The sequence below is a fragment of the Streptomyces sp. NBC_00876 genome (assembly GCF_045207435.1).
Lineage (GTDB): Bacteria > Actinomycetota > Actinomycetes > Streptomycetales > Streptomycetaceae > Streptomyces.
The window spans coordinates 4,565,713-4,588,186 of sequence record NZ_CP108800.1 but is presented as its reverse complement, the minus strand read 5'-3'; the positions used below and the strand labels follow the sequence as shown (position 1 = coordinate 4,588,186).

At 69.7% G+C, this 22,474-nt stretch carries 21 protein-coding genes; 10 read left to right on the top strand and 11 right to left on the bottom strand.

Features of this window, described 5'->3' with window-relative positions; translation table 11 throughout:
* Positions 1-73: 73 nt before the first annotated feature.
* From OG782_RS19990 to pstB, 7 genes are all read left to right on the top strand, one after another.
* Entirely contained in the window at positions 74-2,329 is a 2,256-nt protein-coding gene (locus OG782_RS19990) for an RNA degradosome polyphosphate kinase (RefSeq protein ID WP_406452829.1), read from the top strand.
* Entirely contained in the window at positions 2,316-3,341 is a 1,026-nt protein-coding gene (locus OG782_RS19985) for a CHAD domain-containing protein (protein WP_406452827.1), read from the top strand. Before OG782_RS19990 ends, OG782_RS19985 begins: the two co-directional genes overlap by 14 nt.
* A complete protein-coding gene (locus OG782_RS19980; RefSeq protein WP_406452823.1) occupies positions 3,338-3,763 on the top strand; it encodes an NUDIX hydrolase in 426 nt (141 codons plus the stop codon). Before OG782_RS19985 ends, OG782_RS19980 begins: the two co-directional genes overlap by 4 nt.
* Before the next feature lie 365 nt (positions 3,764-4,128).
* Positions 4,129-5,265, top strand: coding sequence for a phosphate ABC transporter substrate-binding protein PstS (pstS, locus tag OG782_RS19975; RefSeq protein ID WP_406452821.1), 1,137 nt, complete (start codon positions 4,129-4,131; stop codon positions 5,263-5,265).
* Between the two features lie 195 nt (positions 5,266-5,460).
* Entirely contained in the window at positions 5,461-6,453 is a 993-nt protein-coding gene (pstC, locus tag OG782_RS19970) for a phosphate ABC transporter permease subunit PstC (RefSeq protein WP_406452819.1), read from the top strand.
* Positions 6,450-7,532, top strand: a complete 1,083-nt coding sequence (pstA, locus tag OG782_RS19965; RefSeq protein WP_406452817.1) for a phosphate ABC transporter permease PstA — start codon at positions 6,450-6,452, stop codon at positions 7,530-7,532. The genes pstC and pstA overlap by 4 nt, the downstream gene beginning before the upstream one ends.
* Positions 7,533-7,555: 23 nt before the next feature.
* Positions 7,556-8,332, top strand: a complete 777-nt coding sequence (pstB, locus tag OG782_RS19960) for a phosphate ABC transporter ATP-binding protein PstB (protein WP_406452815.1) — start codon at positions 7,556-7,558, stop codon at positions 8,330-8,332.
* Positions 8,333-8,578: 246 nt separating this feature from the next.
* Here the strand turns inward: pstB and OG782_RS19955 are convergent, their stop codons facing one another.
* Together OG782_RS19955 and OG782_RS19950 are read right to left on the bottom strand one after the other, a co-directional pair.
* On the bottom strand, positions 8,579-9,577 hold the full coding sequence (locus OG782_RS19955; RefSeq protein WP_406452813.1) for an anion permease: 999 nt from the start codon (positions 9,575-9,577) through the stop codon (positions 8,579-8,581).
* A 5-nt stretch (positions 9,578-9,582) separates the two neighbouring features.
* Positions 9,583-10,203 (bottom strand): DUF47 domain-containing protein, encoded by a 621-nt coding sequence (locus OG782_RS19950; RefSeq protein ID WP_406452811.1) that lies wholly within the window; start codon positions 10,201-10,203, stop codon positions 9,583-9,585.
* A 200-nt stretch (positions 10,204-10,403) separates the two neighbouring features.
* Between OG782_RS19950 and OG782_RS19945 the strand changes: the two genes are divergently transcribed.
* Positions 10,404-10,808, top strand: coding sequence for a metal-sensitive transcriptional regulator (locus OG782_RS19945; protein WP_406452809.1), 405 nt, complete (start codon positions 10,404-10,406; stop codon positions 10,806-10,808).
* A 33-nt stretch (positions 10,809-10,841) separates the two neighbouring features.
* On the opposite strand, the gene OG782_RS19940 is transcribed toward OG782_RS19945, so the two are convergent.
* Both OG782_RS19940 and OG782_RS19935 read right to left on the bottom strand, forming a co-directional pair.
* Complete coding sequence (locus tag OG782_RS19940; RefSeq protein WP_406459477.1) at positions 10,842-11,135, bottom strand: hypothetical protein; 294 nt, start codon at positions 11,133-11,135, stop codon at positions 10,842-10,844.
* 144 nt (positions 11,136-11,279) lie between these two features.
* Positions 11,280-12,146 carry a hypothetical protein gene (locus OG782_RS19935; RefSeq protein WP_406452807.1) on the bottom strand — a complete coding sequence of 289 codons (867 nt, stop codon included), beginning with the start codon at positions 12,144-12,146 and terminating at the stop codon, positions 11,280-11,282.
* Positions 12,147-12,278: 132 nt separating this feature from the next.
* Between OG782_RS19935 and OG782_RS19930 the strand changes: the two genes are divergently transcribed.
* Together OG782_RS19930 and OG782_RS19925 are read left to right on the top strand one after the other, a co-directional pair.
* Complete coding sequence (locus OG782_RS19930; protein ID WP_406452805.1) at positions 12,279-12,464, top strand: hypothetical protein; 186 nt, start codon at positions 12,279-12,281, stop codon at positions 12,462-12,464.
* A gap of 78 nt (positions 12,465-12,542) precedes the next feature.
* Positions 12,543-14,150: an FAD-binding oxidoreductase gene (locus OG782_RS19925; RefSeq protein ID WP_406452803.1), complete on the top strand. Its 1,608-nt coding sequence runs from the start codon at positions 12,543-12,545 to the stop codon at positions 14,148-14,150.
* A gap of 42 nt (positions 14,151-14,192) precedes the next feature.
* On the opposite strand, the gene OG782_RS19920 is transcribed toward OG782_RS19925, so the two are convergent.
* From OG782_RS19920 to OG782_RS19890, 7 genes are all read right to left on the bottom strand, one after another.
* Positions 14,193-14,924 carry a phosphatase PAP2 family protein gene (locus OG782_RS19920; RefSeq protein WP_406452801.1) on the bottom strand — a complete coding sequence of 244 codons (732 nt, stop codon included), beginning with the start codon at positions 14,922-14,924 and terminating at the stop codon, positions 14,193-14,195.
* Between the two features lie 269 nt (positions 14,925-15,193).
* Positions 15,194-16,201, bottom strand: coding sequence for an NlpC/P60 family protein (locus tag OG782_RS19915; protein WP_406452799.1), 1,008 nt, complete (start codon positions 16,199-16,201; stop codon positions 15,194-15,196).
* Positions 16,202-16,440: 239 nt separating this feature from the next.
* Complete coding sequence (locus tag OG782_RS19910) at positions 16,441-17,046, bottom strand: hypothetical protein (protein ID WP_406452797.1); 606 nt, start codon at positions 17,044-17,046, stop codon at positions 16,441-16,443.
* A complete protein-coding gene (locus OG782_RS19905; RefSeq protein ID WP_406452795.1) occupies positions 17,043-19,502 on the bottom strand; it encodes an alpha/beta hydrolase in 2,460 nt (819 codons plus the stop codon). Before OG782_RS19905 ends, OG782_RS19910 begins: the two co-directional genes overlap by 4 nt.
* A gap of 227 nt (positions 19,503-19,729) precedes the next feature.
* Entirely contained in the window at positions 19,730-20,050 is a 321-nt protein-coding gene (locus OG782_RS19900) for a hypothetical protein (RefSeq protein WP_406452793.1), read from the bottom strand.
* 236 nt (positions 20,051-20,286) lie between these two features.
* Complete coding sequence (locus OG782_RS19895) at positions 20,287-22,095, bottom strand: alpha/beta hydrolase (RefSeq protein WP_406452791.1); 1,809 nt, start codon at positions 22,093-22,095, stop codon at positions 20,287-20,289.
* Positions 22,092-22,355, bottom strand: coding sequence for a hypothetical protein (locus OG782_RS19890; protein ID WP_406452789.1), 264 nt, complete (start codon positions 22,353-22,355; stop codon positions 22,092-22,094). Before OG782_RS19890 ends, OG782_RS19895 begins: the two co-directional genes overlap by 4 nt.
* Positions 22,356-22,474: the final 119 nt, after the last annotated feature.

Below are 22,474 nucleotides of genomic sequence, written 5' to 3'. Positions count from 1 at the left end.
CGACCGCGCGATCTCCGCGATCTCGACCCGCTCCGACGCGCCCCCTGAGCACTCCGCGCGGAACAATGGGCCCATGAGCCAGCAGCCCAGCTCCGAGGTCCCGGTCCAGCCCGCCGCCCAGCCGTCCGTCGGCTCCCTCGCCGCACACCGGCCGCATGCCGTCGCCACCTCGTCGTCCGGGAGCGCCGCGCTGTCCACGGCAGCCGATCTCGACCCCGAGATCGATGCCGACGCCGACGCGTACGAACCCGATGTCGACGGCGACGAGCTGCCCCAGGGCCGCTTCCTGGACCGGGAACGCAGCTGGCTCGCGTTCAACGAACGGGTACTGGAACTGGCCGAGGACCCGTCCACACCCCTCCTCGAACGGGCTAATTTCCTCGCCATCTTCGCCTCGAACCTGGACGAGTTCTTCATGGTCCGGGTGGCGGGCCTCAAACGCCGCATCGCGACCGGTGTCGCCACCCGGTCCGCGTCCGGTCTCCAGCCCCGCGAGGTCCTCGACCTGATCTGGACCCGCTCGCGCGAACTCATGGCCCGGCACGCCGCCTGCTACCAGCAGGACGTCGCCCCCGCCCTGTCCGACGAGGGCATCCAGCTGATCCGCTGGCCCGAGCTGAACGAGAAGGAGCAGGCCCGCCTGTTCACCTTCTTCCGCCAGCGCGTCTTCCCCGTGCTCACCCCCCTCGCCGTCGACCCGGCGCACCCCTTCCCGTACATCTCCGGCCTCTCGCTCAACCTGGCCGTCGTCGTACGCAACCCGGTCAGCGGCCACCGCCACTTCGCCCGGGTCAAGGTGCCGCCGCTGCTGACCCGCTTCCTGGAGGCCTCGCCGCAGCGCTACGTCCCCGTCGAGGACGTCATCGCGGCCCACCTGGAGGAGCTCTTCCCGGGCATGGAGGTGCTCGCGCACCACATGTTCCGGGTCACCAGGAACGAGGACCTGGAGGTCGAGGAGGACGACGCGGAGAACCTGCTCCAGGCCCTGGAGAAGGAGCTCATGCGGCGCCGCTTCGGCCCGCCGGTCCGCCTGGAGGTCGAGGAGTCCATCGACCCGTACGTGCTGGACCTGCTGGTCCGCGAGCTGAAGGTGTCCGACGCCGAGGTCTACCCGCTGCCCGGACCGCTCGACCTCACCGGACTGTTCGGCATAGCGTCGCTGGACCGGCCCGAGCTGAAGTTCCCCAAGTTCATCGCCGGCACGCACCGCGACCTCGCCGAGGTCGAGTCCGCCTCAGCGCCCGACATCTTCGCCGCCCTGCGCGAACGCGACGTGCTGCTGCACCACCCGTACGACTCGTTCTCGACCTCCGTCCAGGCCTTCCTGGAACAGGCCGCGGGCGACCCGGACGTCCTCGCGATCAAGCAGACCCTGTACCGGACCTCGGGCGACTCCCCGATAGTGGACGCCCTCATCGACGCCGCCGAGTCCGGCAAGCAGGTCCTCGTACTCGTCGAGATCAAGGCCCGCTTCGACGAGCAGGCCAACATCAAATGGGCGCGCAAGCTGGAGGAGGCGGGCTGCCACGTCGTCTACGGCCTCGTCGGCCTGAAGACGCACTGCAAGCTCTCGCTCGTCGTCCGCCAGGAGGGCGACACACTGCGCCGCTACTCGCACGTCGGCACGGGCAACTACCACCCCAAGACGGCCCGGCTGTACGAGGACCTCGGCCTGCTCACCGCCGACCCGCAGGTCGGCGCGGACCTCTCCGACCTCTTCAACCGGCTCTCCGGCTACTCGCGCCGCGAGACCTACCGCCGCCTGCTCGTCGCCCCGAAATCGCTGCGCGACGGACTGATCGCGCGGATCAACAAGGAGATCGCGCACCAGCGGTCCGGCCGCCCCGCCTACGTACGCATCAAGGTCAACTCGATGGTCGACGAAGCGATCATCGACGCCTGCTACCGGGCCGCGCAGGCGGGCGTCCCCGTCGACATCTGGGTCCGCGGCATCTGCGCGATCCGCCCCGGCGTCACCGGCCTCTCCGAGAACATCCGGGTCCGCTCGATACTGGGCCGCTTCCTCGAACACTCCCGGGTCTTCTCGTTCGGCAACGGCGGCGAACCCGAGGTCTGGTTCGGCAGCGCCGACATGATGCACCGCAACCTCGACCGCCGTATCGAGGCACTGGTCCGGGTCACCGACCCCGCCCACCGGGCCGCGCTCAGCCGGCTCCTGGAGACCGGCATGGCCGACACCACCTCCTCCTGGCACCTGGGTCCCGACGGGAACTGGACCCGGCACGCCACGGACACGGAGGGCCGGCCCCTGCGGCACGTACAGGAAATGCTCATTGACGCCCGGAGGCGCAGGCGTGCGACGCCCTGACCACCAGACACAGACCGGCGTGACCGCGGGGGCGGTGCTCGCACCGTATCTGCGGGCCCAGGCCGCGGACTTCCTGCGCAGCCTGCGTCTGCACCGAGAGAACAGTGCCCCCACGGACGCCGGGTCCCAGGCCGCCGACCAGGCCGCCGAAGCGCTGCGCCGCTCGTCGCGCCGGATCAGCGGCACCCTGCACACCTTCCGGACGGCGCTCGACCCGCAGTGGGCCGAGCAGCTGCGCACCGAGCTGGCCTGGCTGTCCGGCACGCTCGCCCGCGAGCACGCGTACGCCGACCGGCTGACCCGGCTCCTCGAAGCGCTGCACGGGCTGTCCGGCGCGCCCCTGCCCGCGGCCCGCGCCGCCTCGTCGGCCGCCTCGTCCGCGTCCTCGTCCGGCTCCGCATCGGGCGCCGGTGCCAAGGAGCGCGCCGTCCTCGGCGTCGGGGCGGCGCGCGCCGGAGCGCTGCTGGAACGCCAGCTGACCCTCGCCCGGACCCGCGCCCATTCCGCCGCGCTCCAGGCCCTCGGCTCCTCCCGCTTCCACGCGGTGGCCGACGCGGTCGCGCTGCTCGCCTCCGAGGTCCCCCTGTCCGCCGAGGCCGCCGGACCGGCCGGCGCACTGCTGAGCGAACCCGCGGACCGGGCGGAGCAGCGCCTGCTCGGCGCGGTGGCGGCGCTCGCGTCGGACGAGGCGGCCGAGCCGTACAACGAGGCGCACGACGCGCCCTGGCACCGGACCCGGCTGCTGCTGCGCCTGCACCGGTACGCCCACGAGGTGGTGCACGGCGACTCCGATCCGGTCCTGGCCGTCCCCGGTCACGCGCTCGACCTGCACCGGGACGCGTCGGAGGCGGCCACCGCGGCGGCCACCGCGGCCCGCACCCCCCGGATCGCGCCGACCACCGCGTACGCCCTGGGGGTGCTCCACGCCGACCAGCGCCACGAGGTGGCGGCGGCGCGCTCGGTGTTCCGCGAGAGCTGGCCGTACGCCACAGCGGCGGCGACCCGGTCATGACCCGGACGGCGAGCGGCACGGTGCGGGCGGCGGGCTGCGTGCTGTGGCGCCGCGCGCCCGGGTCCGCCGGAGGCGTGGAACTCTGCCTCGTGCACCGGCCGCGTTACGGCGACTGGTCGTTCCCCAAGGGCAAGCTGAAGCGCGGCGAGTCCCCCCGGGACGCGGCTCTGCGCGAGGTCCTGGAGGAGACGGGCCACCACTGTGTGCCGCTCTCCGTGCTCCCCATGGTCCGGTACATCGCGAACGGCCGCCCGAAGGAGGTCACGTACTGGTCCGCCGAGGCCACGGCGGGCACCTTCGTCCCCAACCGTGAGGTGGACGCCGTGCTGTGGCTCCCGCCGGCCGCCGCCCGCACCCGCCTGACCCAGCCCCGCGACCGCGACCTGCTGGACGCGGCCCTGAGGACACTGCCGACCGCGTAACGCCGGCTCATCCAGCCCGCCCGGCGTTTGAGGACGCAGCCCCCCGCCCGGACCGGGCCGCCCCCGAGCGAGCGCGCACCCCCGCCCGGGACCGGGCCGCCCCCGAGTGCGGGCGCAGCCCAGGGCCCCCACGCGTACCTCCACCCCGCCCCCGCACCCCGCGCTCACGCCGGAACCAGGCCGCCCGACACGGTTCACCTTCCGTTCACTCACCCCCGCAAGCCGCTTCACCTGTTCTGCCTAATTTCGGCAGTGCACGGTGCGAGGCACAGACCGCACCGACCACGACTTCCGCACCACCCACCACCTCGCACGCCGTCGTAGAACGAAAACACCGCGGCGGCTCCTGGAAGGAACACCCGAAAGTGAAGCTTCAGCGCAAGAACCGGCTTCGTGCCACCGCGCTCGGTGCCCTCGCCGTCTCCGGCGCCCTGGTCCTCACGGCGTGCGGTTCGGACAACAACAGCGGCAGCGACACCGGCGGCAACGGCGGCCAGACGAAGGCCGCGTCGAACGTCAAGTGCGACGGTGCCAAGGGCCAGCTGCGCGCCTCCGGCTCCAGTGCGCAGAAGAACGCCATGGACCTCTGGGTCAAGGAGTACATGGCCGCCTGCTCCGGCGTGGAGATCAACTACAACTCCTCCTCCTCCGGCGAGGGCATCGTCGCCTTCAACCAGGGCACCGTCGGCTTCGCCGGCTCCGACTCGGCGCTGAAGCCCGAAGAGGTCGCCGACTCGAAGAAGATCTGCAAGACCGGCCAGGGCATCAACCTCCCGATGGTCGGCGGCCCGATCGCGGTCGGCTTCCACCTCGAGGGCGTCGACAGCCTGACGCTGGACGCCCCCACCCTCGCCAAGATCTTCGACACGAAGATCAAGAAGTGGAACGACCCGGCGATCGCCAAGCTCAACCCCGGCGCCAAGCTCCCGGACAAGGCGATCCAGCCCTTCCACCGCTCCGAGGACTCCGGCACCACGCAGAACCTGGGCAAGTACCTCGGTGCCGCGGCCCCGGCCGACTGGAAGTACGAGGCCGAGAAGAAGTGGCCGGCCCCCGGTGGCCAGGCCGCTGCCGGCTCCTCCGGTGTCGCCTCGCAGGTGAAGGCCGTCGACGGCGCGATCGGCTACTTCGAGCTGTCGTACGCGGCCTCGCAGCAGATCACCACCGTCGACATCAACACCGGCGGCACCGCCCCGGTCAAGGCCTCCTCGGAGAACGCCTCCAAGGCCATCGCCGCCGCCAAGGTCAAGGGCACCGGCAAGGACCTGGCGCTCGACCTCGACTACACCACCAAGGCCGAGGGCGCCTACCCGCTGGTCCTGGTCACGTACGAGGTCGTCTGCGACACCGGCAACAAGGCCGACACCCTCGGCACGGTCAAGTCCTTCCTGACCTACACCGCCTCCGCGGACGGCCAGAAGCTCCTCACCGAGGCCGGCTACGCCCCGATCCCCGAGGCGATCAACGCCAAGGTCCGCGAGACGGTCGCCGGCCTCTCGTAACGAGAGCACCCCGCACGACGCACAACGAGTAACGCGACAGGCGGCCGGTCCGGCACACCCCTCCGGACCGGCCCGCCACCTCAGAGGCTTTCGGGCCGCACCGCCCGATCGCAGGCAGCCCGACAGCCTCTCAGCCCCATCCGGTGCACCGCCGCCAGGGGAGCCCTCCGCTCCCCCACACAGACCGGAAAGACCATGGCTTCCACCACACAGACAGAAACACCACCGGCCCCGCCGGGCGGACGCTCCCGCCCCAGGCCGACGGGCCGGGCCGGTGACAAGATCTTCCTGGGCCTCTCCCGCGGCTCGGGCATCCTGCTGCTCGTGCTCATGGCATCCATCGCCGTGTTCCTCAGCTACCGCGCCGCGATCGCCATCTCCAAGGACGAAGGCAACTTCTTCACCACCTTCGACTGGAACCCGGCCGGCGACCCGCCGGTCTTCGGCATCGCCGTCCTGCTCTTCGGCACCGTCGTCAGCTCGATCATCGCGATGGTCATCGCGGTTCCGATCGCTGTCGGCATCGCCCTGTTCATCTCGCACTACGCCCCGCGCAAGCTGGCCGGTCCGATCGCGTACGTCATCGATCTGCTCGCCGCGGTGCCCAGCATCGTCTACGGCATCTGGGGCGCGCTCGTCCTCGTGCCGTACCTCGAAGGCCTGAACCTCTGGCTCGACCAGTTCTTCGGCTGGACGTACATCTTCGAGAAGACCGAGGTCGGCGTCGCCCGCTCGCTCTTCACCGTCGGCATCCTGCTCGCGATCATGATCCTGCCGATCGTGACCAGCGTCAGCCGCGAGGTCTTCCTCCAGGTCCCGAAGATGAACGAGGAGGCCGCGCTCGCGCTCGGTGCCACCCGCTGGGAGGTCATCCGCCTCTCGGTGCTGCCGTTCGGCCGCTCGGGCGTGATCTCCGCCTCGATGCTGGGCCTGGGCCGCGCACTCGGCGAGACGATGGCCGTCGCCACGGTCCTGTCGCCGAGCTTCCTCATCTCGCTGCACGTGCTCAATCCGGGCGGCGGGACGTTCGCCCAGAACATCGCCGCGAAGTTCGGTGAGGCCGACGCGTTCGGGCGCGACGCCCTGATCGCCTCCGGCCTGGTCCTCTTCGTCCTCACCCTGCTGGTCAACGGCGCGGCACGGCTCATCATCGCCCGCCGCAAGGAGTACTCGGGGGCCAACGCATGAGCCACGCATCCACCGGTGTCCAGGAACGCCCGACACCCACACCCCCCGCTCCGGCGGGCAGCCTCAGCAGCCGGGCCCTGCCCCGCCTGGCCCCGGTCGGCTTCGCCGTCGTGTCCCTCGCCCTCGGCATCGGCATCGGCATGGCCGCCGGCTGGCACAGCCGCGTCCAGTGGGGCCTGCTCTCCGCGCTGCTCTTCCTGACGATCTCGTACGTCGTGACGAGCGTCGTGGAGAACCAGCGCCAGGCCCGCGATCGCCTCGCCACCAGCCTCGTGTGGGTGTGCTTCCTGCTCGCCGTCGTCCCGCTGGCCTCCCTGCTCTGGACGACCATCAGCCGCGGCTCGGAACGCCTGGACCTCTACTTCCTGACCCACTCCATGGCCGGCGTCCTCGGCTCCGAGGCCAGCGGCGGTGTCTACCACGCGCTGATCGGCACCCTGGAGCAGGTCGGCATCGCCACGGTGATCTCCGCCCCGCTCGGCCTGCTCACCGCGGTCTACCTGGTGGAGTACGGCAAGGGCCCGCTCGCCAAGGCCGTCACCTTCTTCGTCGACGTGATGACCGGCATCCCGTCCATCGTGGCCGGTCTGTTCATCCTCTCGATCATGCTGATCGCGGGACTCGAGCCCTCCGGCCTGATGGGCGCCCTGGCCCTGACGATCCTGATGATCCCGGTCGTGGTCCGCTCCACGGAGGAGATGCTGAAGCTCGTCCCGAACGAGCTCCGCGAGGCCTCCCTCGCCCTCGGCATCCCGAAGTGGCGCACCATCCTGAAGGTGGTCCTGCCGACCGCGATCGGCGGTATCGCCACCGGCGTCATGCTCGCCATCGCGCGCATCGCCGGGGAGACCGCGCCGATCATCCTGCTGGTCTTCGGCAGCCAGCTGATCAACCCGAACCCCTTCGAAGGCGCCCAGTCGTCACTGCCGTTCTACATCTACGAGCAGTACAAGATCGGTGAGGCCGCGTCGTACGACCGCGCATGGGCCGCAGCCCTGGTCCTGATCGCCTTCGTCATGATCCTCAATCTGGTGGCCCGCGGCATCGCCCGCTGGAAGGCCCCGAAGACCGGCCGCTGAGGCCACGGAAAGCAGTGATTCAGATGGCCAAGCGCATCGACATCAGCGGCCTGTCGGCCTACTACGGCGCCCACAAGGCGATCGACGACATCTCCATGACCGTGGAGCCCCGCTCGGTGACCGCCTTCATCGGCCCGTCCGGCTGCGGCAAGTCCACCTTCCTGCGCACCCTGAACCGGATGCACGAGGTCACCCCCGGCGGCCGCGTCGAGGGCAAGGTGCTGCTGGACGACGAGAACCTGTACGGATCGAACGTCGACCCGGTCACCGTGCGCCGCACGGTGGGCATGGTCTTCCAGCGCCCGAACCCCTTCCCGACCATGTCGATCTTCGACAACGTCGCGGCGGGGCTGCGGCTGAACGGCAAGTACCGCAAGAGCGCCCTGAACGACATCGTGGAGAAGTCGCTGAAGGGCGCGAACCTCTGGAACGAGGTCAAGGACCGGCTGAACAAGCCCGGCTCCGGTCTCTCCGGCGGTCAGCAGCAGCGGCTGTGCATCGCCCGCGCCATCGCGGTCGAGCCGGACGTCCTGCTGATGGACGAGCCGTGCTCCGCCCTCGACCCGATCTCGACCCTCGCCATCGAGGACCTGATCGGCGAGCTGAAGGAGCGCTTCACGATCGTCATCGTGACGCACAACATGCAGCAGGCGGCCCGCGTCTCGGACCGCACGGCGTTCTTCAACCTCGCGGCGGTCGGCATGCCCGGCAAGCTCATCGAGATAGACGAGACGGAACGCATCTTCTCCAACCCGTCGGTCCAGGCCACCGAGGACTACATCTCCGGCCGCTTCGGCTGATCCCCAGACGGCCTTGGGGTGCTGCATGGCGGTGCCACCACAAGGCGAAGGGTCCGCCCCGTTCTCCGTGAGGAGAGCGGGGCGGACCCGTATCAACCGCCGGCCACATCAAGCCCGTCCGGCGATTGAGGACATCCTGTGAGCCCGTCCGGCGATTGAGGACGTCTGTCAGCCCGTCCGGCGATTGAGGACAAGGCGCCCGCCGGGCGCACCCGGCACCCAGCCCACCCCGCCCCACCACCACCGTCACCCGAACAGCAGCACAACAACCCCATAGCTCGCCGCCGCGACCAGCGCCGCAGCCGGCATCGTGATGAACCACCCCAGGATGATGTTCTTCGCAACACCCCACCGCACCGCGTTCACCCGCTTGGTCGCGCCCACACCCATGATCGCCGAGGTGATCACATGCGTCGTCGAGATCGGCGCGTGGAACAGGAACGCCGAGCCGAACATGATCGACGCCCCCGTCGTCTCCGCGGCGAAGCCCTGCGGCGGGTCCAGCTCGATGATCTTCCGGCCGAGCGTCCGCATGATGCGCCAGCCGCCGGCGTACGTACCCAGCGACAGCATCAGCGCACAGACGAGCTTCACCCAGACCGGGATCGGATCGCTGTACGTCTCGTGGCCGGAGATGACCAGGGCCATCACCACGATGCCCATCGTCTTCTGCGCGTCCTGGAGACCGTGACCGAGCGCCATGCCCGCGGCCGAGACCGTCTGCGCGATGCGGAAACCGCGCTTGGCCTTGTGCGGGTTGGACTTCCGGAACATCCACATGATGGCGACCATCACCAGATAGCCGGCCACCAGGCCGATCACCGGCGAGACGAACATCGGGATGACGACCTTGTCGAGCACCCCGTTCCAGTGCACCAGCGTCCCGCCCGCGAGCGCCGCGCCGACCATGCCGCCGAACAGGGCATGGGAGGACGACGAGGGCAGGCCGAAGTACCAGGTGATCAGGTTCCAGATGATCGCGCCGACCAGCGCGGCGAAGAGGATTCCCATCCCCTTGTCGCCCTCGGGCGTCGCGATCAGGCCCTCACTGACGGTCTTGGCGACCCCGCTGCCGAGGAACGCGCCGGCGAGGTTCATCACCGCCGCCATGGCCAGTGCCGCGCGCGGGGTGAGCGCCCGGGTGGAGACCGACGTGGCGATGGCGTTCGCCGAGTCGTGGAAGCCGTTCGTGTACGTGAAGCCGAGCGCGACGCCGATGGTCACGACCAGTACAAAGGTGTCCACGTGGTTCAGGACTCCTTGACCGCGATGGTCTCCACCGTGTTGGCGACGTGCTCGAACGCGTCGGCAGCCTCTTCCAGCACGTCCACGATCTGCTTCAGCTTCAGCACCTCTATGGCGTCGTACTTGCCGTTGAAGAGCTGGGCGAGCAGCTTGCGGTGGATCTGGTCGGCCTGGTTCTCCAGACGGTTGACCTCGATCCAGTACTCGGTGAGGTTGTCCATCGTGCGCAGGCCGGGCATGGCCTCGGCGGTCAGTTCGGCCGCCCGCGCCAGCACCTCGACCTGCTGCTCCACACCCTTGGGGAGCTCTTCGACCTGGTACAGCACGACCAGGTCGACGGCCTCCTCCATGAAGTCCATGATGTCGTCGAGCGACGAGGCGAGGTTGTAAATGTCCTCGCGGTCGAACGGCGTAATGAATGAGGAGTTCAGCTGGTGGAAGATCGCGTGGGTGGCATCGTCCCCCGCGTGCTCCGCTGCCCGCATACGCTCCGCGATCTCGACTCGGGAGGCAGAATCCGCCCCGAGCAGTTCCATCAGGAGTTTCGAGCCCGTGACGATGTTGTCCGCGGACGCGGAGAACATGTCGTAGAAGCTCGTCTCCCTGGGGGTCAGACGAAAGCGCACGTGGGGTCCTCGGGGTGCTTTGGATTCGGTCAGGCTGATGCTAGGCGCATCATCCGGCCACGGCTAACCGGCATTCTTCAGTGTCGCGCATCAGGCACAGTGATCAGCACGGGGCCCCGGTCACGTTTCAGCTGAATTCGTTAGGATATACCCACCAGGGGTATATAAACGGCAGGGTAAAGGGAAAACGGGAGGCAGTAATGACGACCACCGAGGCCACTGAGGCGGATCGCTCACCGGACATGACGGGCGCGGCGGACGGTGCGGCCACGGCGGACGCCACGGCCACCGCCGAAGCGGTCGTGACCGACCACGACCGCGGGATACACGGCTACCACCACCAGAAGGCGGAACACCTCAAGCGCCTGCGCCGCATCGAGGGCCAGATCCGCGGCCTTCAGCGCATGGTCGACGAGGACGTCTACTGCATCGACATACTCACCCAGGTCTCGGCGTCCACCAAGGCGCTCCAGTCGTTCGCGCTCCAGCTGCTGGAGGAGCACCTGCGCCACTGCGTCGCCGATGCGGCCGTCAAGGGCGGCGAGGAGGTCGACGCGAAGGTCGAGGAGGCCACAAAGGCCATCGCCCGCCTGCTGCGCACCTGAGGACAGCGGAGGCTCTCCCCCGCCCCTGCCCCGTCACCCCCGGTGGTCCGCCTGCCGGGGGACGGTGGTGCGTTCGCCGGTGGGACGGTCACTGGTGGTGCGGTCACTGGTGGTGTGGTCGCCGCCCACTCCGACGTCGAGCACCTCGGCACTCGCTCTGACGTCGAGCACCTCGGCGCCGGCTCTGACGTCGAGTACCTCGTCGATACGGTCCGCGCTGAGGCGCTCCCCGATCGCCGCCGACGCCGCGATCATCAGCTCCCCGCACAGCTCGATCTCGGCGAGGGCCACAAGGTCCGATACGGTCCGCGCGCTGAGCGTCACCACGTCACTCACCTCTCACTGCCCTCGCCGGCTTCCTAGAGTAGGGAGCGCGACACGTGCCGCGCATGGCACGGACGGACCATTTCGCCGCCGCCAGATGCCTAGGAGAACCCCCGGCCCGCCGCGATTCCCGGCCTCCCGCGATGGTCACTTCCGCGGCCCCTGATCGATCTCGCCGGTGAAGATGTCGCGTTCGTCCGGCAGCGGTACGGAGACCGGCACCCCGAATCCGTAGAGCAGCGTCGTCGACACCGCCTGCACCGCCGGCCCCTCGTTGGCGAAGCTGAACCGGTGGCGCACCTTGCGCAGCCGCCCCTGTTCGTCCAGATACGCGTCGAACGGCACCGCGTCCGTGCCGAACCCTTTCGCCGCCGCCATCAGCGCGCCCCGCGACGGCGCCGATGCCAGGCGCGCGGCCCGGCCGATGTCCGCGGTCCCCCGGTAGTGCCGCACGGTCACCCCGGCCAGATCGGTCTCGCCGACGTACGTCACCGCGCGCGCCCCGCGCAGCAGCTCGGCCGCGGCCATCGGATCGGTCACCCCGCCGGTCACCAGATTGCCGTCCGCCAGCGCCGTCGTGTCGATCCTCACCCACTTGTCCGCGGGCACCCCGGCACCCCGGTTCTTCATGTAGAGCGCGCCCGGGGCCAGCAGTTCCGTGATGGGCCGGTGCTCCTCCTCGCCCGCGGCGTCCTGCGGCAGTACGACCCTGAGCCGGCCGGACCGGGCACGGAAGTCGTACGTCCCCCTGCCCCGGATCGTCACCCGGGTGCCACCGGCCGCCGTCTCCATCGACGTACTCACCTGCGCGCTCCCGGCCTTCGCCCCCGCGAGCACCGCCGCCGCCCGCCGCACCACCTCGACCGCCCCGGCGCCGGCCCGGTCGTCGGCCGCGGCGCGGTCCCCGCCGCCGGCGTCCCCGGCGCACCCGGCGGCCGCCGCCATCACGCCCATCACGGCGAGGGCGCAGACAGCGCGCGCCCCGCCTCCGGACCTGTGCTGCTGCACCACCATCGCCTGCCAACCCCCAACGCCGTACCGCTTGCCCGAGCCCCCACCCGTTCCGCATAACGACCGCCCCTGTCCCCCGTAACGCGGCTCGCACACCCCTCACCGCCGGACGGCCCTGCCCAGTACCGTGGACGCGTGTACGACCAACACACCGCCGAGGTCCCGCCGGCCGTTCCGCCGGCCCGGCCCGCCCACGAGCCCACCACGACCGAACGCGGCTCCTTCTGTACGGCCCGCTGCGGCTGCGGCTGGTCGGGACCGGCCCGCAGATCCCGCGACCGGGCCCGCACGGACGCCGAGGACCACCGCACCACAGCCTGACCGCCGCCCTCACCCCACCTCGGTTCGTCCTCCCCCCACCCCACGTCGGCTCGCTCTCCCCACCACCCCGGAGGTCCGATGACCCTGCCGAACCGGCGCACCGTCCTGACCGCGGGCGCCGCGGCCGTACTCACCGGCGTCACCGCCACCGCGTGCGACGGCACGGACTCCGGCAGATCCACCGGCGGCTCCACCCCGGCCACCACCGGCACCACCGGTGCCACCACCCCGGCCGCCCCGGCCACCCCCACGAAGAGCTCACCCGCCGTCCCGGCGGACTGGCCGGCGCTCGCCAGAAGCCTGGACGGGTCCCTGGTACGCCCCGGCGACGCCGCGTACCCGACCGCCCGTCAGCTCTACAACACCCGGTTCGACGGCCAGAAACCGGCAGCGGTCGCCTACGTCAGGCACGAGGCCGACATCCGCGAGTGCCTGGCCTTCGCCCGCCGCAGCTCCACCCCCGTCTCCATCCGCAGCGGCGGTCACTCGTACGCGGGCTGGTCGAGCGGCAACGGCAGGCTCGTCCTCGACGTCTCCTCGCTCTCCCGGGTCGGCCGCGACGGCACGATCGGCGCGGGCGCCCGGCTGCTCGGCGTCTACCAGGGCCTCGCCGCCCACGGCCTGACGATCCCGGGCGGCTCCTGCCCCACGGTCGGCATCTCCGGTCTGACCCTCGGCGGCGGCCACGGCGTCGCCTCCCGCGCATACGGCCTGACCTGCGACAGCCTCACCTCCGCGAGGATCGTCACCGCCGACGGCAAGACGCTCACCGCCGACGCCAGACACCACCCGGACCTCTTCTGGGCGCTGCGCGGCGCGGGCAACGGCAACTTCGGCGTCGTCACCGAACTCGCCTTCCGCACCCGCCCCGCCCCGCAGACCGTCACCGCGTACATGTCCTGGCCCTGGTCGCGCGCCCGGTCCGTCATCACGGCCTGGCAGGAGTGGGGCCCGGACCAGCCGGACGAGATCTGGTCCGCCGCACATGTCGCGGCGGGCCCCGGCGGCGGCAACCCGACGGTGTCGGTGTCGGCGTTCAGCCTCGGCACGTACGGCGACCTGCAGAACGCCGTCGACCGCCTCGCCGACCGGATCGGCGCCTCCGCCTCCTCGGTCCTGCTGCGCCGCCGCAGCTACCAGGAGGCGATGCTCGTGTACGCGGGCTGCACCGGCATCACCGACGCCCAGTGCCACCTCCCGGGCACCACCCCGGGCCGCACCTCGCAGGGCACCCTCCAGCGCGAGACGTACGCGGGGGCGTCCGACTTCTACGACCGCTCGCTGCCCCCGGCCGGCGTACAGGCGCTGCTCGACCGGACCGAGGCCTTCACCCGGATCAGCGGGAGCGAGGGCGGCGGGGGTTCGATCGCGCTCACCGCGCTGGGCGGGGCGGTGAACCGGGTCGATCCGCAGGCCACGGCGTTCGTCCACCGGCGCTCACGGATGCTCGCCCAGTACATCGGCGCCTGGCGTCCCGGCACCTCGGGTACCGCTCAACAGAAGTGGCTGAAAAACACCTGTTCTGCGCTGCGCCCCTACGCCTCCGGAGCGGCCTACCAGAACTACACGGACCCGACGCTGAAGAACTGGCGGCAGGCGTACTACGGCACGGCGGCCGCCCGCCTCTCCAAGGTGAAGAAGAGCTACGACCCGGACGGATTCTTCACGTACCCGCAGTCGCTGTGAGTGCCGCGGCGCCCGACGGCGCCTCTCCCGGGCGGCGCGTCCTCAGGCCGCGAGGTCCTTCTCGCCGTCGGAGCCGCCGCCTGCGCCGGGCCGCGGCTCGGGGATTCCGAGCGCCTCGCCCCGGCCACCGGCCGCCGCCATGACCGGGCGGCGCGAGCGGACGAGCCGGCCCGCCCGGTCCGACCGTGCGACGGCCCCCACCAGGGGCGTCAGCAGCATCATCGCGAGCGGGGCCAGGAGCAGCGCGGCGGCCGTGCCGAGCGCGAAGCCGCCGATGACGTCGGTCGGGTAGTGAACGCCCATGTAGATCCGGCAGAAACCCTCCAGCAGCGCGAGCCCGATCGCCGCGATGCCGAACTTGCGGTTGGCGACGAAGAGCCCGACGCCGAGGGCCATCGCCATCGTGGCGTGGTCGCTGACGAAGGAGAAGTCGTTCTTGCCGTCGACCAGGACGTCCAGTCCCTGGTGGTCCCTGAACGGCCGCGGCCGTTCCACGAATCCCCGGATCGGGATGTTGATCAGCAGCGCGATCCCCGCGGCGAGCGGCGCCCAGACGATCCCGGCCACGGCCGTCACCGAATCCTCGGTCGTCCCGCGCCGGCGAACGCTCCACCAGCACCACAGGACCACCAGGACCATGCCGAGCATGATCCCGTACTCGCCGACGAACTCCATGACCCGGTCGAACCAGGTGGGAGCGGATTTGGCGAGCCCGTTGATGTCGTAGAGCAGGCTGACGTCGGGGTTCGACCCATCCAGTGCGAGTCCAGCCATCTGCCGCGGCCCCTTGCCTTGTCTGCTGCTGCGGACGCACACCCGTGTGCGCCGCCTTGACGAACCCCCGTGTTCGGTTCGATCACCTACTGGCGCCGGGGAGACGCCGGGTCAGTGGCCGTGGCCCCGGTCCAACCAGAGAACGACGTCTCCCGCGCGTACGTTCCACTCTCCACCGAATGATCACCATGACGTTATCGAAGAGTGACTCATCGTCGCAGCTCAGGGCCCAGGCTTCACAGAGAGTTCCGGCCACCGACGCCGTCGGGTCAGGCCGCCGGCTGCGTGGTCGGCAGGGCCGCGGCACCGTCCTTGGTGACGCGGGTCGCACCGAAGTAGTCGGGCGTGTCGATCTTGTCGAAGCGGATGACCGCGCCGGTGTACGGGGCGTTGATCATGTACCCGCCGCCGACGTACAGACCGACATGGTGAATGGCCCGCGAGTTGGCCAGGTCGTCGGAGAAGAAGACCAGGTCACCGGGGAGCAACTCATCGCGCGAGGGGTGCGGCCCGGCGTTGTACTGGTCGTTCGCGACACGCGGCAGCTCGATGTCCACCGTCCGGTACGCGGCCTGCGTCAGCCCGGAACAGTCGAAGCGCCCGCCCTGCTCCGGGGTGCCGTTGCCGCCCCACAGATACTTCGTACCGAGCTTCTTCTGGGCGAAGTAGATGGCGCCCGCGGCCTGCTGAGAGGGCTGCACACGGCCGACGGGCCGGGCGAAGCTCTTCTCCAGGGTGCGGATGATCTTGACGTAGTTCTTGGTCTCCGCGATGTCCGGTACGCCGCCCGACTTGATCACCCGGTACGCACCGGCGTTGTAGGCGGCCAGCATGTTGTCCGTCGGATCGCCGGGCACCTTCTTCACGTACCCGGCCAGTTCGCAGTCGTACGAGGCGGCGGACGGGATCGCGTCGGCCGGGTCCCAGACGTCCCGGTCACCGTCCTTGTCCCCGTCGACCCCGTGCCCGGCCCAGGTGCCCGGGATGAACTGAGCGATCCCCTGGGCCGCGGCCGGACTCTCGGCGCGCGGATTCCAGCCGCTCTCCTGGTACAGCTGGGCGGCGAGGAGTGCGGGGTTGATGGCCGCGCAGAGGTTGCCCCACTTCTGCACGAGCGGCTGGTACTTCGCCGGCACAGCCCCCTTGGCCAGGCCCACGGCCCCACCACCACCGCCCCCGAGGCCGGCGGCGGCGGAGTACGTACCGACGACGAGCAGCGCCACGAAGCACATGGCGACGCCGACGCCGATCCCACCTGCCATCCAGTATTTCCGCACCCCTCAACCATCCCCCATCGGGACGGCGTTCATGGGCTGTTTCGAGGGTGTGTACGAGTAAACCGGGTCATCGGAGTCATCGGCAGGCCCTTCCGGAGCACCGGACACCCGGCCCGGCGCGCGGGGTGCGCCGGGCAGGGGCCGGCAGGCGCGTCGGGCCGGGCTGCTTGGGCCGGGCCCAATGCGCTGGGCCCAGCGTGCCGGGCCCAGAGCGCTGGGCCCGGCGTGCTGACCGACCCTCAGGAAGCCCCGGCGGACCAGTAACCGGAGCGGACATTGGGGCTGGGCAGCGGGTAGACGCCCTGGTACGCCGGCCCGTTCGGTTCGGACGCTGAGTCGGCGACCTTCGACTCCTTCACACACGGGGTGTCCGCTTCGAAGAAGACCTGCCCCTTGGCCCGGACGCTCACGCTGATGCCGAAACCGTCCTTCGACACCGCGTAGACCGCCGGGAACACCGCGTCGTTGTTCTTCGCCTTGATGCGGTAGTCGCTCGTACGCCAGATCTTCTCGACCTGGTCCAGGAAACCCTGCCGACGGTCCGCGGACACGATGGTCATGACGGTGCGTCTGCGGGACACGTCGCAACTGCCCTTGGTCGTCGGACCGTGGGCCCACTGCACCTCGGGGTCGATCTTCTTCAGTACGGCGTCGAGCATGCCGTCGGCCCGCTCGGCGGCCTCCTGCATGTCCATGCGCTTCCCCTTGGTGCCCTTGGTGCCGGCGGAACTCTCGGTGGCGGCGGTACCCGCGTTCGCATCCGACGCGCCCTTCTCGCTGCCGCAGGCGGACAGCGTGAAGCCGACAGCTAAGGCCACCGCAATGATCTGGAACCTTCGGCTCATCGCTGTTCCTCCATCTTCAGCCGGTTTGCGTGTCCCGACACGATAAGAGCAATGCTGTCGGCGGACATGGCGTCCCGTACCGGGTTGAAGTAGTTCGAGTGTGCGTCGAAGCTCACCCCGTCACCGCTGACGAACGGCTGGCCGGGCGCCACGGGGAACCGTATGGCCCCGAACTCCTTGCTCGCCGGGTCCTTGCCGAACCAGAGGTCGTCGTCGCCCGGATCGGCCAGGTCCCCTGCCAGGTACGCACCGGCCGGCCCGCCCAGGATCATCCCGAGCGCACCCACGGCCACCTGTGTCTTGGACGGGAGCTTGGTCACCGGGTCGTTGGCGGCCGCACCGACGAAGACGTGCGCGGCGCCGACCCCGAGGTCCACGGCATGGTCCACGCCCACCCCGGGGCTGCCGACCAGAATGATGTCGTCCACCCCCGGGATCCCGCCGAGGCGCTGGGTCGCGGCACCGACGGTGCGGGAACCGTAGGAGTGCCCGATGGCGGTGACGTGCGGGTCCTTGTTCTGATTCGTGGCCACGATGCCGCCCATGAAGTCGTCGTAGGCCGCACCGCCCTTCTCCGCCCGGCCGGTGCCCGCGACCGCCAGGCTCTTCATCCCGTCCGGGGTCTGCGGTGTGTCGTACCCGAGCCAGACGATCGCCGCGCTGGACGGGTCGTAGCCCTGGGCGCCGATCGCCGTGTCACGGGCGCGCTTGAGGTCGTTCTTCGCGAACTCCTCGTCGAGGGAGGTGTTCAGCCCCGGCACGTAGGCCGACACGTTCTGCGAGGTGTCGGGGTTCCCGTAGGAGACGATCGCCCGCCCCTGGCCCTCGTCGCTGATGCCGATGAGGTACGCCGGGGGCTGGCTGCCCTCCTTCAACTGCCGGTCGATCTCCCGGAGCCCGGCCAGCTTCTCCTTGGACGCCTTGTCGCTCTGGCCCTCCAGTTTCGAGATCAGCCCCGGAAGGTTCCGGCGGTTGGCCGTGTCCCGGTCGGCCACCGGAATCCCGTCCAGACCGCCGATCCGGTCCGGGGAGAGCTCCAGGTACCGGTCACGCTGCTCCTGCGACAGCCCTTCCCACCACGCCTTGCGACCGGCCGCGCTGGAACCGGTCGGTATGCGGTCGTTGAGGTACTGCCGCTCCGCGTCCCGTACCGCCGACTCGACGCGCGTACCCGACCCGGGCAGCCCGGTGACCGCGCCACCGACCCCGCCGGGCCCTGCCGCCACGTCCCACGCGGCGTTCACGTACTGGCCCTTGCCCCACTTGCCGCCCGCCTTGTTCGCGACCTGGGCGTACTGGTCGACGACGCCCTTGGCGGTGTCGACGGGGTGCGCGATCGTGTCGACGGCCCCGGTCACATCGCCCAGCAGACCGCCGTCGCCCATGAGACCGGTGAAGAAGTTGCCGTCCGAACCGCCCGAGCCACCCTTGGAGCCCGAGGTCGGGGCTTGTCTACCCGCGTCAACTGTTGTGGAAGAACCACCGGTTTCACCCGAACCACCAGCCGCACCGGCGGTGCCGCCCGCGTCGGAACCACCGGCGCCACCGGCCGCTCCGGCGGTGCCGGACCCGCCAGCCGTGTCGGACCCGCCGGCGCCGTTGCCGCCCGAGCCGTTGCCGCCCGAGCCGCTACCGTCGGCGCCATTGCCACCGGATCCGTTGCCTCCGGCGCCATTGCCTCCGGTGCCATTGCCTCCGGTGCCATTGCCTCCGCCGGAATCGGCTCCACCGGAATCGGCTCCACCGGCCACGGTCGCGCCATCGAACCCGTCACCGGAACTGGACTTGCTGCCGGCGCCGTTGCCCTTGGCGTTCCCGCCATTGCTGCCGTCGGCGACAGGACCGGGGGACGAGCACGTACTTCCGGTGACCTGACAGACGGCAACGCGGAATCGACCGGCCACCTGTCCGCCGATGCCCGTGACTATGAGCCCGGTGACGAGGGCCACGACCACGAGGATCAGGCCCACGTACTCCAGTGCGGACTGGCCGGTCTCCGAACGCCACTTGATCATCCGTGGGATGCTGAACGGCCGGTGCTCGACGCGCTGTTCGGTGGAAAGCCCGAACCATTCGCGCGACCGGGGCCGGAACAGCAGGACGAGAACGGCGACGGGCAGCACCAGTTGCGTCACGCCCTGGCTGTTGTCCGCATCGCCCAGCGTCGCCAGGGCCCCGAGCACGAGCCAGCCATGAACGGCAACCAGCCCGCCCCAGACCCGGACGCCACCGGCCCGCACGTACAGGGACAACACGAACCCGGCGACACCGGGCAGCACGGCGTACAACAGCATGCCGAGCAGCCGACCGTCCACCGCGTCGACCGACGAGGCCACGAGCAGCGCGTTGAACGCGCTCGCGATCGTGACGACAAAGACTAATCGGACGAGAACCAGCACCGCCCGCAAGGGACGCGACAGTGCCTGCCTGTCCGGGGGGACCTCAGGGGTGCCCATGTCAGCGCCATCCGGTAGCGCTATTTCTCCTATGCCAGACACGACGAATCTCCCCAGCTTTGTGAGCGGGCGCAGTGACGGTTCCCCCGGTATCCGTATGCGACCACAACACTCCAGGGCTCCGCATGGGCCCCAGGGCCCAATACCGGACTCAACCTCCGACTTCCCGGGCCTCCCGTACCCCCACCGACCATGCCGTTACGGTCATTGGGGGCATGGACGGACCGTCAGGACGCGGTGGCGGACCAGAAGTCGGAGTGGACGTTGGGCCGGGGAATCAACTCGGCTTCCGCGTAGCTCGGTCCGCTCGGCGTCGCAACGGGGTCAGCCACGTCCGACTCTCTGACGCATGGGCTGTCGACCTCGAAGAAGACTTGACCCTTGTCTCCAACGATCAGGCTCACCCCGAAGCCATCAGTCGTCTGCGCAAAAATGGCCGGCACATCTACATCGTCATTGACAGCCTTGATTCTGTAATTACTCTTTCGCCAAAATCGATCTACCAATCCCAGGAAGCTCCCGCGACGCTCAGCAGAGATAATGGTCATTACAGTCCTCCTGCGAGTCACATCACAAACCCCCGTAGTTGTCGGGCCATGTGTCCACTGCACGTTCGGCCGAATCTCCGCCAAGGCAGAATCAAGAATATTGTCAGCGCGTTCAGCCGCCTGTTGCATATCCATTTGACCTTGCTCGCTCCTACTCGATGCCCTTTCGCCGCCAACACAAGAGCTTACTAACACGCACGAGATCAGAACGAATGCAATCCCACTAGTATTTCGCCTCACCGATACTCCTCAGATGTGATCTTCCCAGGGCGCCCCGCCGCAACGAGGGCGATATTATTCGCTGATACCGCATCTCTATTCGGGTCGAAATATTGCGAGTGCGCATCGATCGAAACCCCTCCCGAACTCAGCAATTGGGGCCCCTCATCGACCTGGAAGCGCCGCGCACCAAACGATCTGCTCGCAGGGTCCCGGCCGAACCAGAGATCGTCATCTCCCTGATCCGCCACCTCGCCGAGAAGGCTCGCGCCAACTGGTCCCGCAGCGGCCCAGCCGACAGCACCAACAGCACTCTGCTGTTTCGACGGCAACTTGGTCACAACATCGTTCTCCGCCGCACCAACGAAGACATGATCCTCGCCCACACCAAGATCCTCTGCGCGATCCACACCAACCCCAGGGCTTCCGACCAGAACGATGTCGTCAACTCCCGGAATACCTCCGCCTTGCTGCGTTGCAGCCCCCACCGTCCGAGAACCGTACGAGTGTCCGATCGCTGTCATGTGAGGATCCTCATTCTCGTTCGTGGCAGAGAGACCGCCCATAAAACGATTGAAGGAACTTCCACCTCTCTCTGCCCGCTCATCCCCCATGACGTCGAGGCTTCCCAGGCCATCAGGTGACTGAGGCGCGTCGTAACCAAGCCACACAATCGCAGAACTCGATGAATCGTAATATCGGGCACCAATCGCCGTGTCGCGAGCCCGCTTCAGATCACCCTCCGCAAACTCTTTATCAAGCGAAGTGTTCAGCCCCGGAACGTACGCGGCTACGTTCCTTGATGTATCAGGGTTACCGAACGCAACAATCGCCCTCCCGTTCCCCTCATCCCCGATGCCCAGCAGATACATGGGCGGCTCGCCTGGTTTATGTCCCGCCCGCAACTGCCGGTCGATCTCCCGCAGCCCCGCCAACTGCGTCCGCGACCCGTCGTCGTCCCGCCCCTCCAGCTTGCCGATCAGCAGCTGGAGGTTGTCGCGGTTCGCCGTGTCCCGGACCAAGGCCGGGATGCCGTCCAGGTTGCCGATCTGGTCCGGGTACACCGCGAGGTACTCCTCGCGCTGTTCGTCAGTCAGGCCCGCCCACCACTCACGGCGCGCCGCCGGACTCGCCTCGTGCGGGATGGCCGACTTCAGGTAGCCGCGCGCCGCCTCCCGGACCGCTGCCGCGTCCCCCGCCGCGTCCGTCCACGTCCGGTCCGGGACCTTCAGGCCCTCCTCGGCCTTCAGCTTTCGCAGGATCCTGGCGAACCGCCAGTCGATCTCGGCAGCCGTGCGCACCGCCTTCGCCACCCGGTCCGCGATGTCCTGGGCCTTCGCCGCGTGAGGGTTCGGGGCCACCAGCCCCGACGGCGGCAGCAGCCCCGGCGCGGCCCCCACCGACGCCGTCCCGCCCGCCAATGGCTTCCCGTCGATCAGGCCCTCGCCCCCTTCCGGGTACGTGACGGAGCCGTCCGGGTGCACGGTGAACCTCAGCGCCTCCGCATCGTCGAGCGCGTCCCGTAACGCCCGTTGCTGACCCCTCATCTCGAAGGCGAGGCTGTTCAGGGCCGTACGGACGAGGCCGCACTCGGTATAGACGTAACTCAGGTTCCGGCCCAGTTGCCGCAGCCTGCACACCGCCGCTTCCGCCGCCGCGCCCTGCTGGGTCTCGCGCAGACCGTTGAGCAACTGCTGCTCGATCCGGTCGCGTCCGGCGTCCGCGCGGTTGCTCGCCCTGCCCCAGCCGTCGGCCGCGCCCTCAAGCTCGGCACACTTCAGGTCCCGTAACTGGGCCCAGGTCAGCCGGGAGCCCGTCGGCGTCATCGTTCGACTCCCCGCGTCCGCCGCGCCACGGGCTCGAACGACGACTTCACGGTCTCGTTCGTCTCACCCTGGGCCCGCGCGACGGCCCGCAGCTTCCCGGCCAGGGATCCGCACTCCCGGCGCGCGGTCTCGAAGCGCCGCTCCCACGACTCGCGTACGGATCCCAGCTCGGCCAGCGCGATCAGTCCGGCGGTCCCCGCGAGCAGCCCCTCGTGCGCGGTCGCCAACTCCGCCTTCACCGGGCCGAGGTGCGCCCCCATCCCCTCCGCACCCCCGGCGGCCCGCAGCCACGCCCCGTCGCTGTGCCTCAGCTGATCCCCACCGGCCGGACCACCCGCACCCCCGCCGCCTGCCAGATCACTCAGCCTCTGGCGCCCCC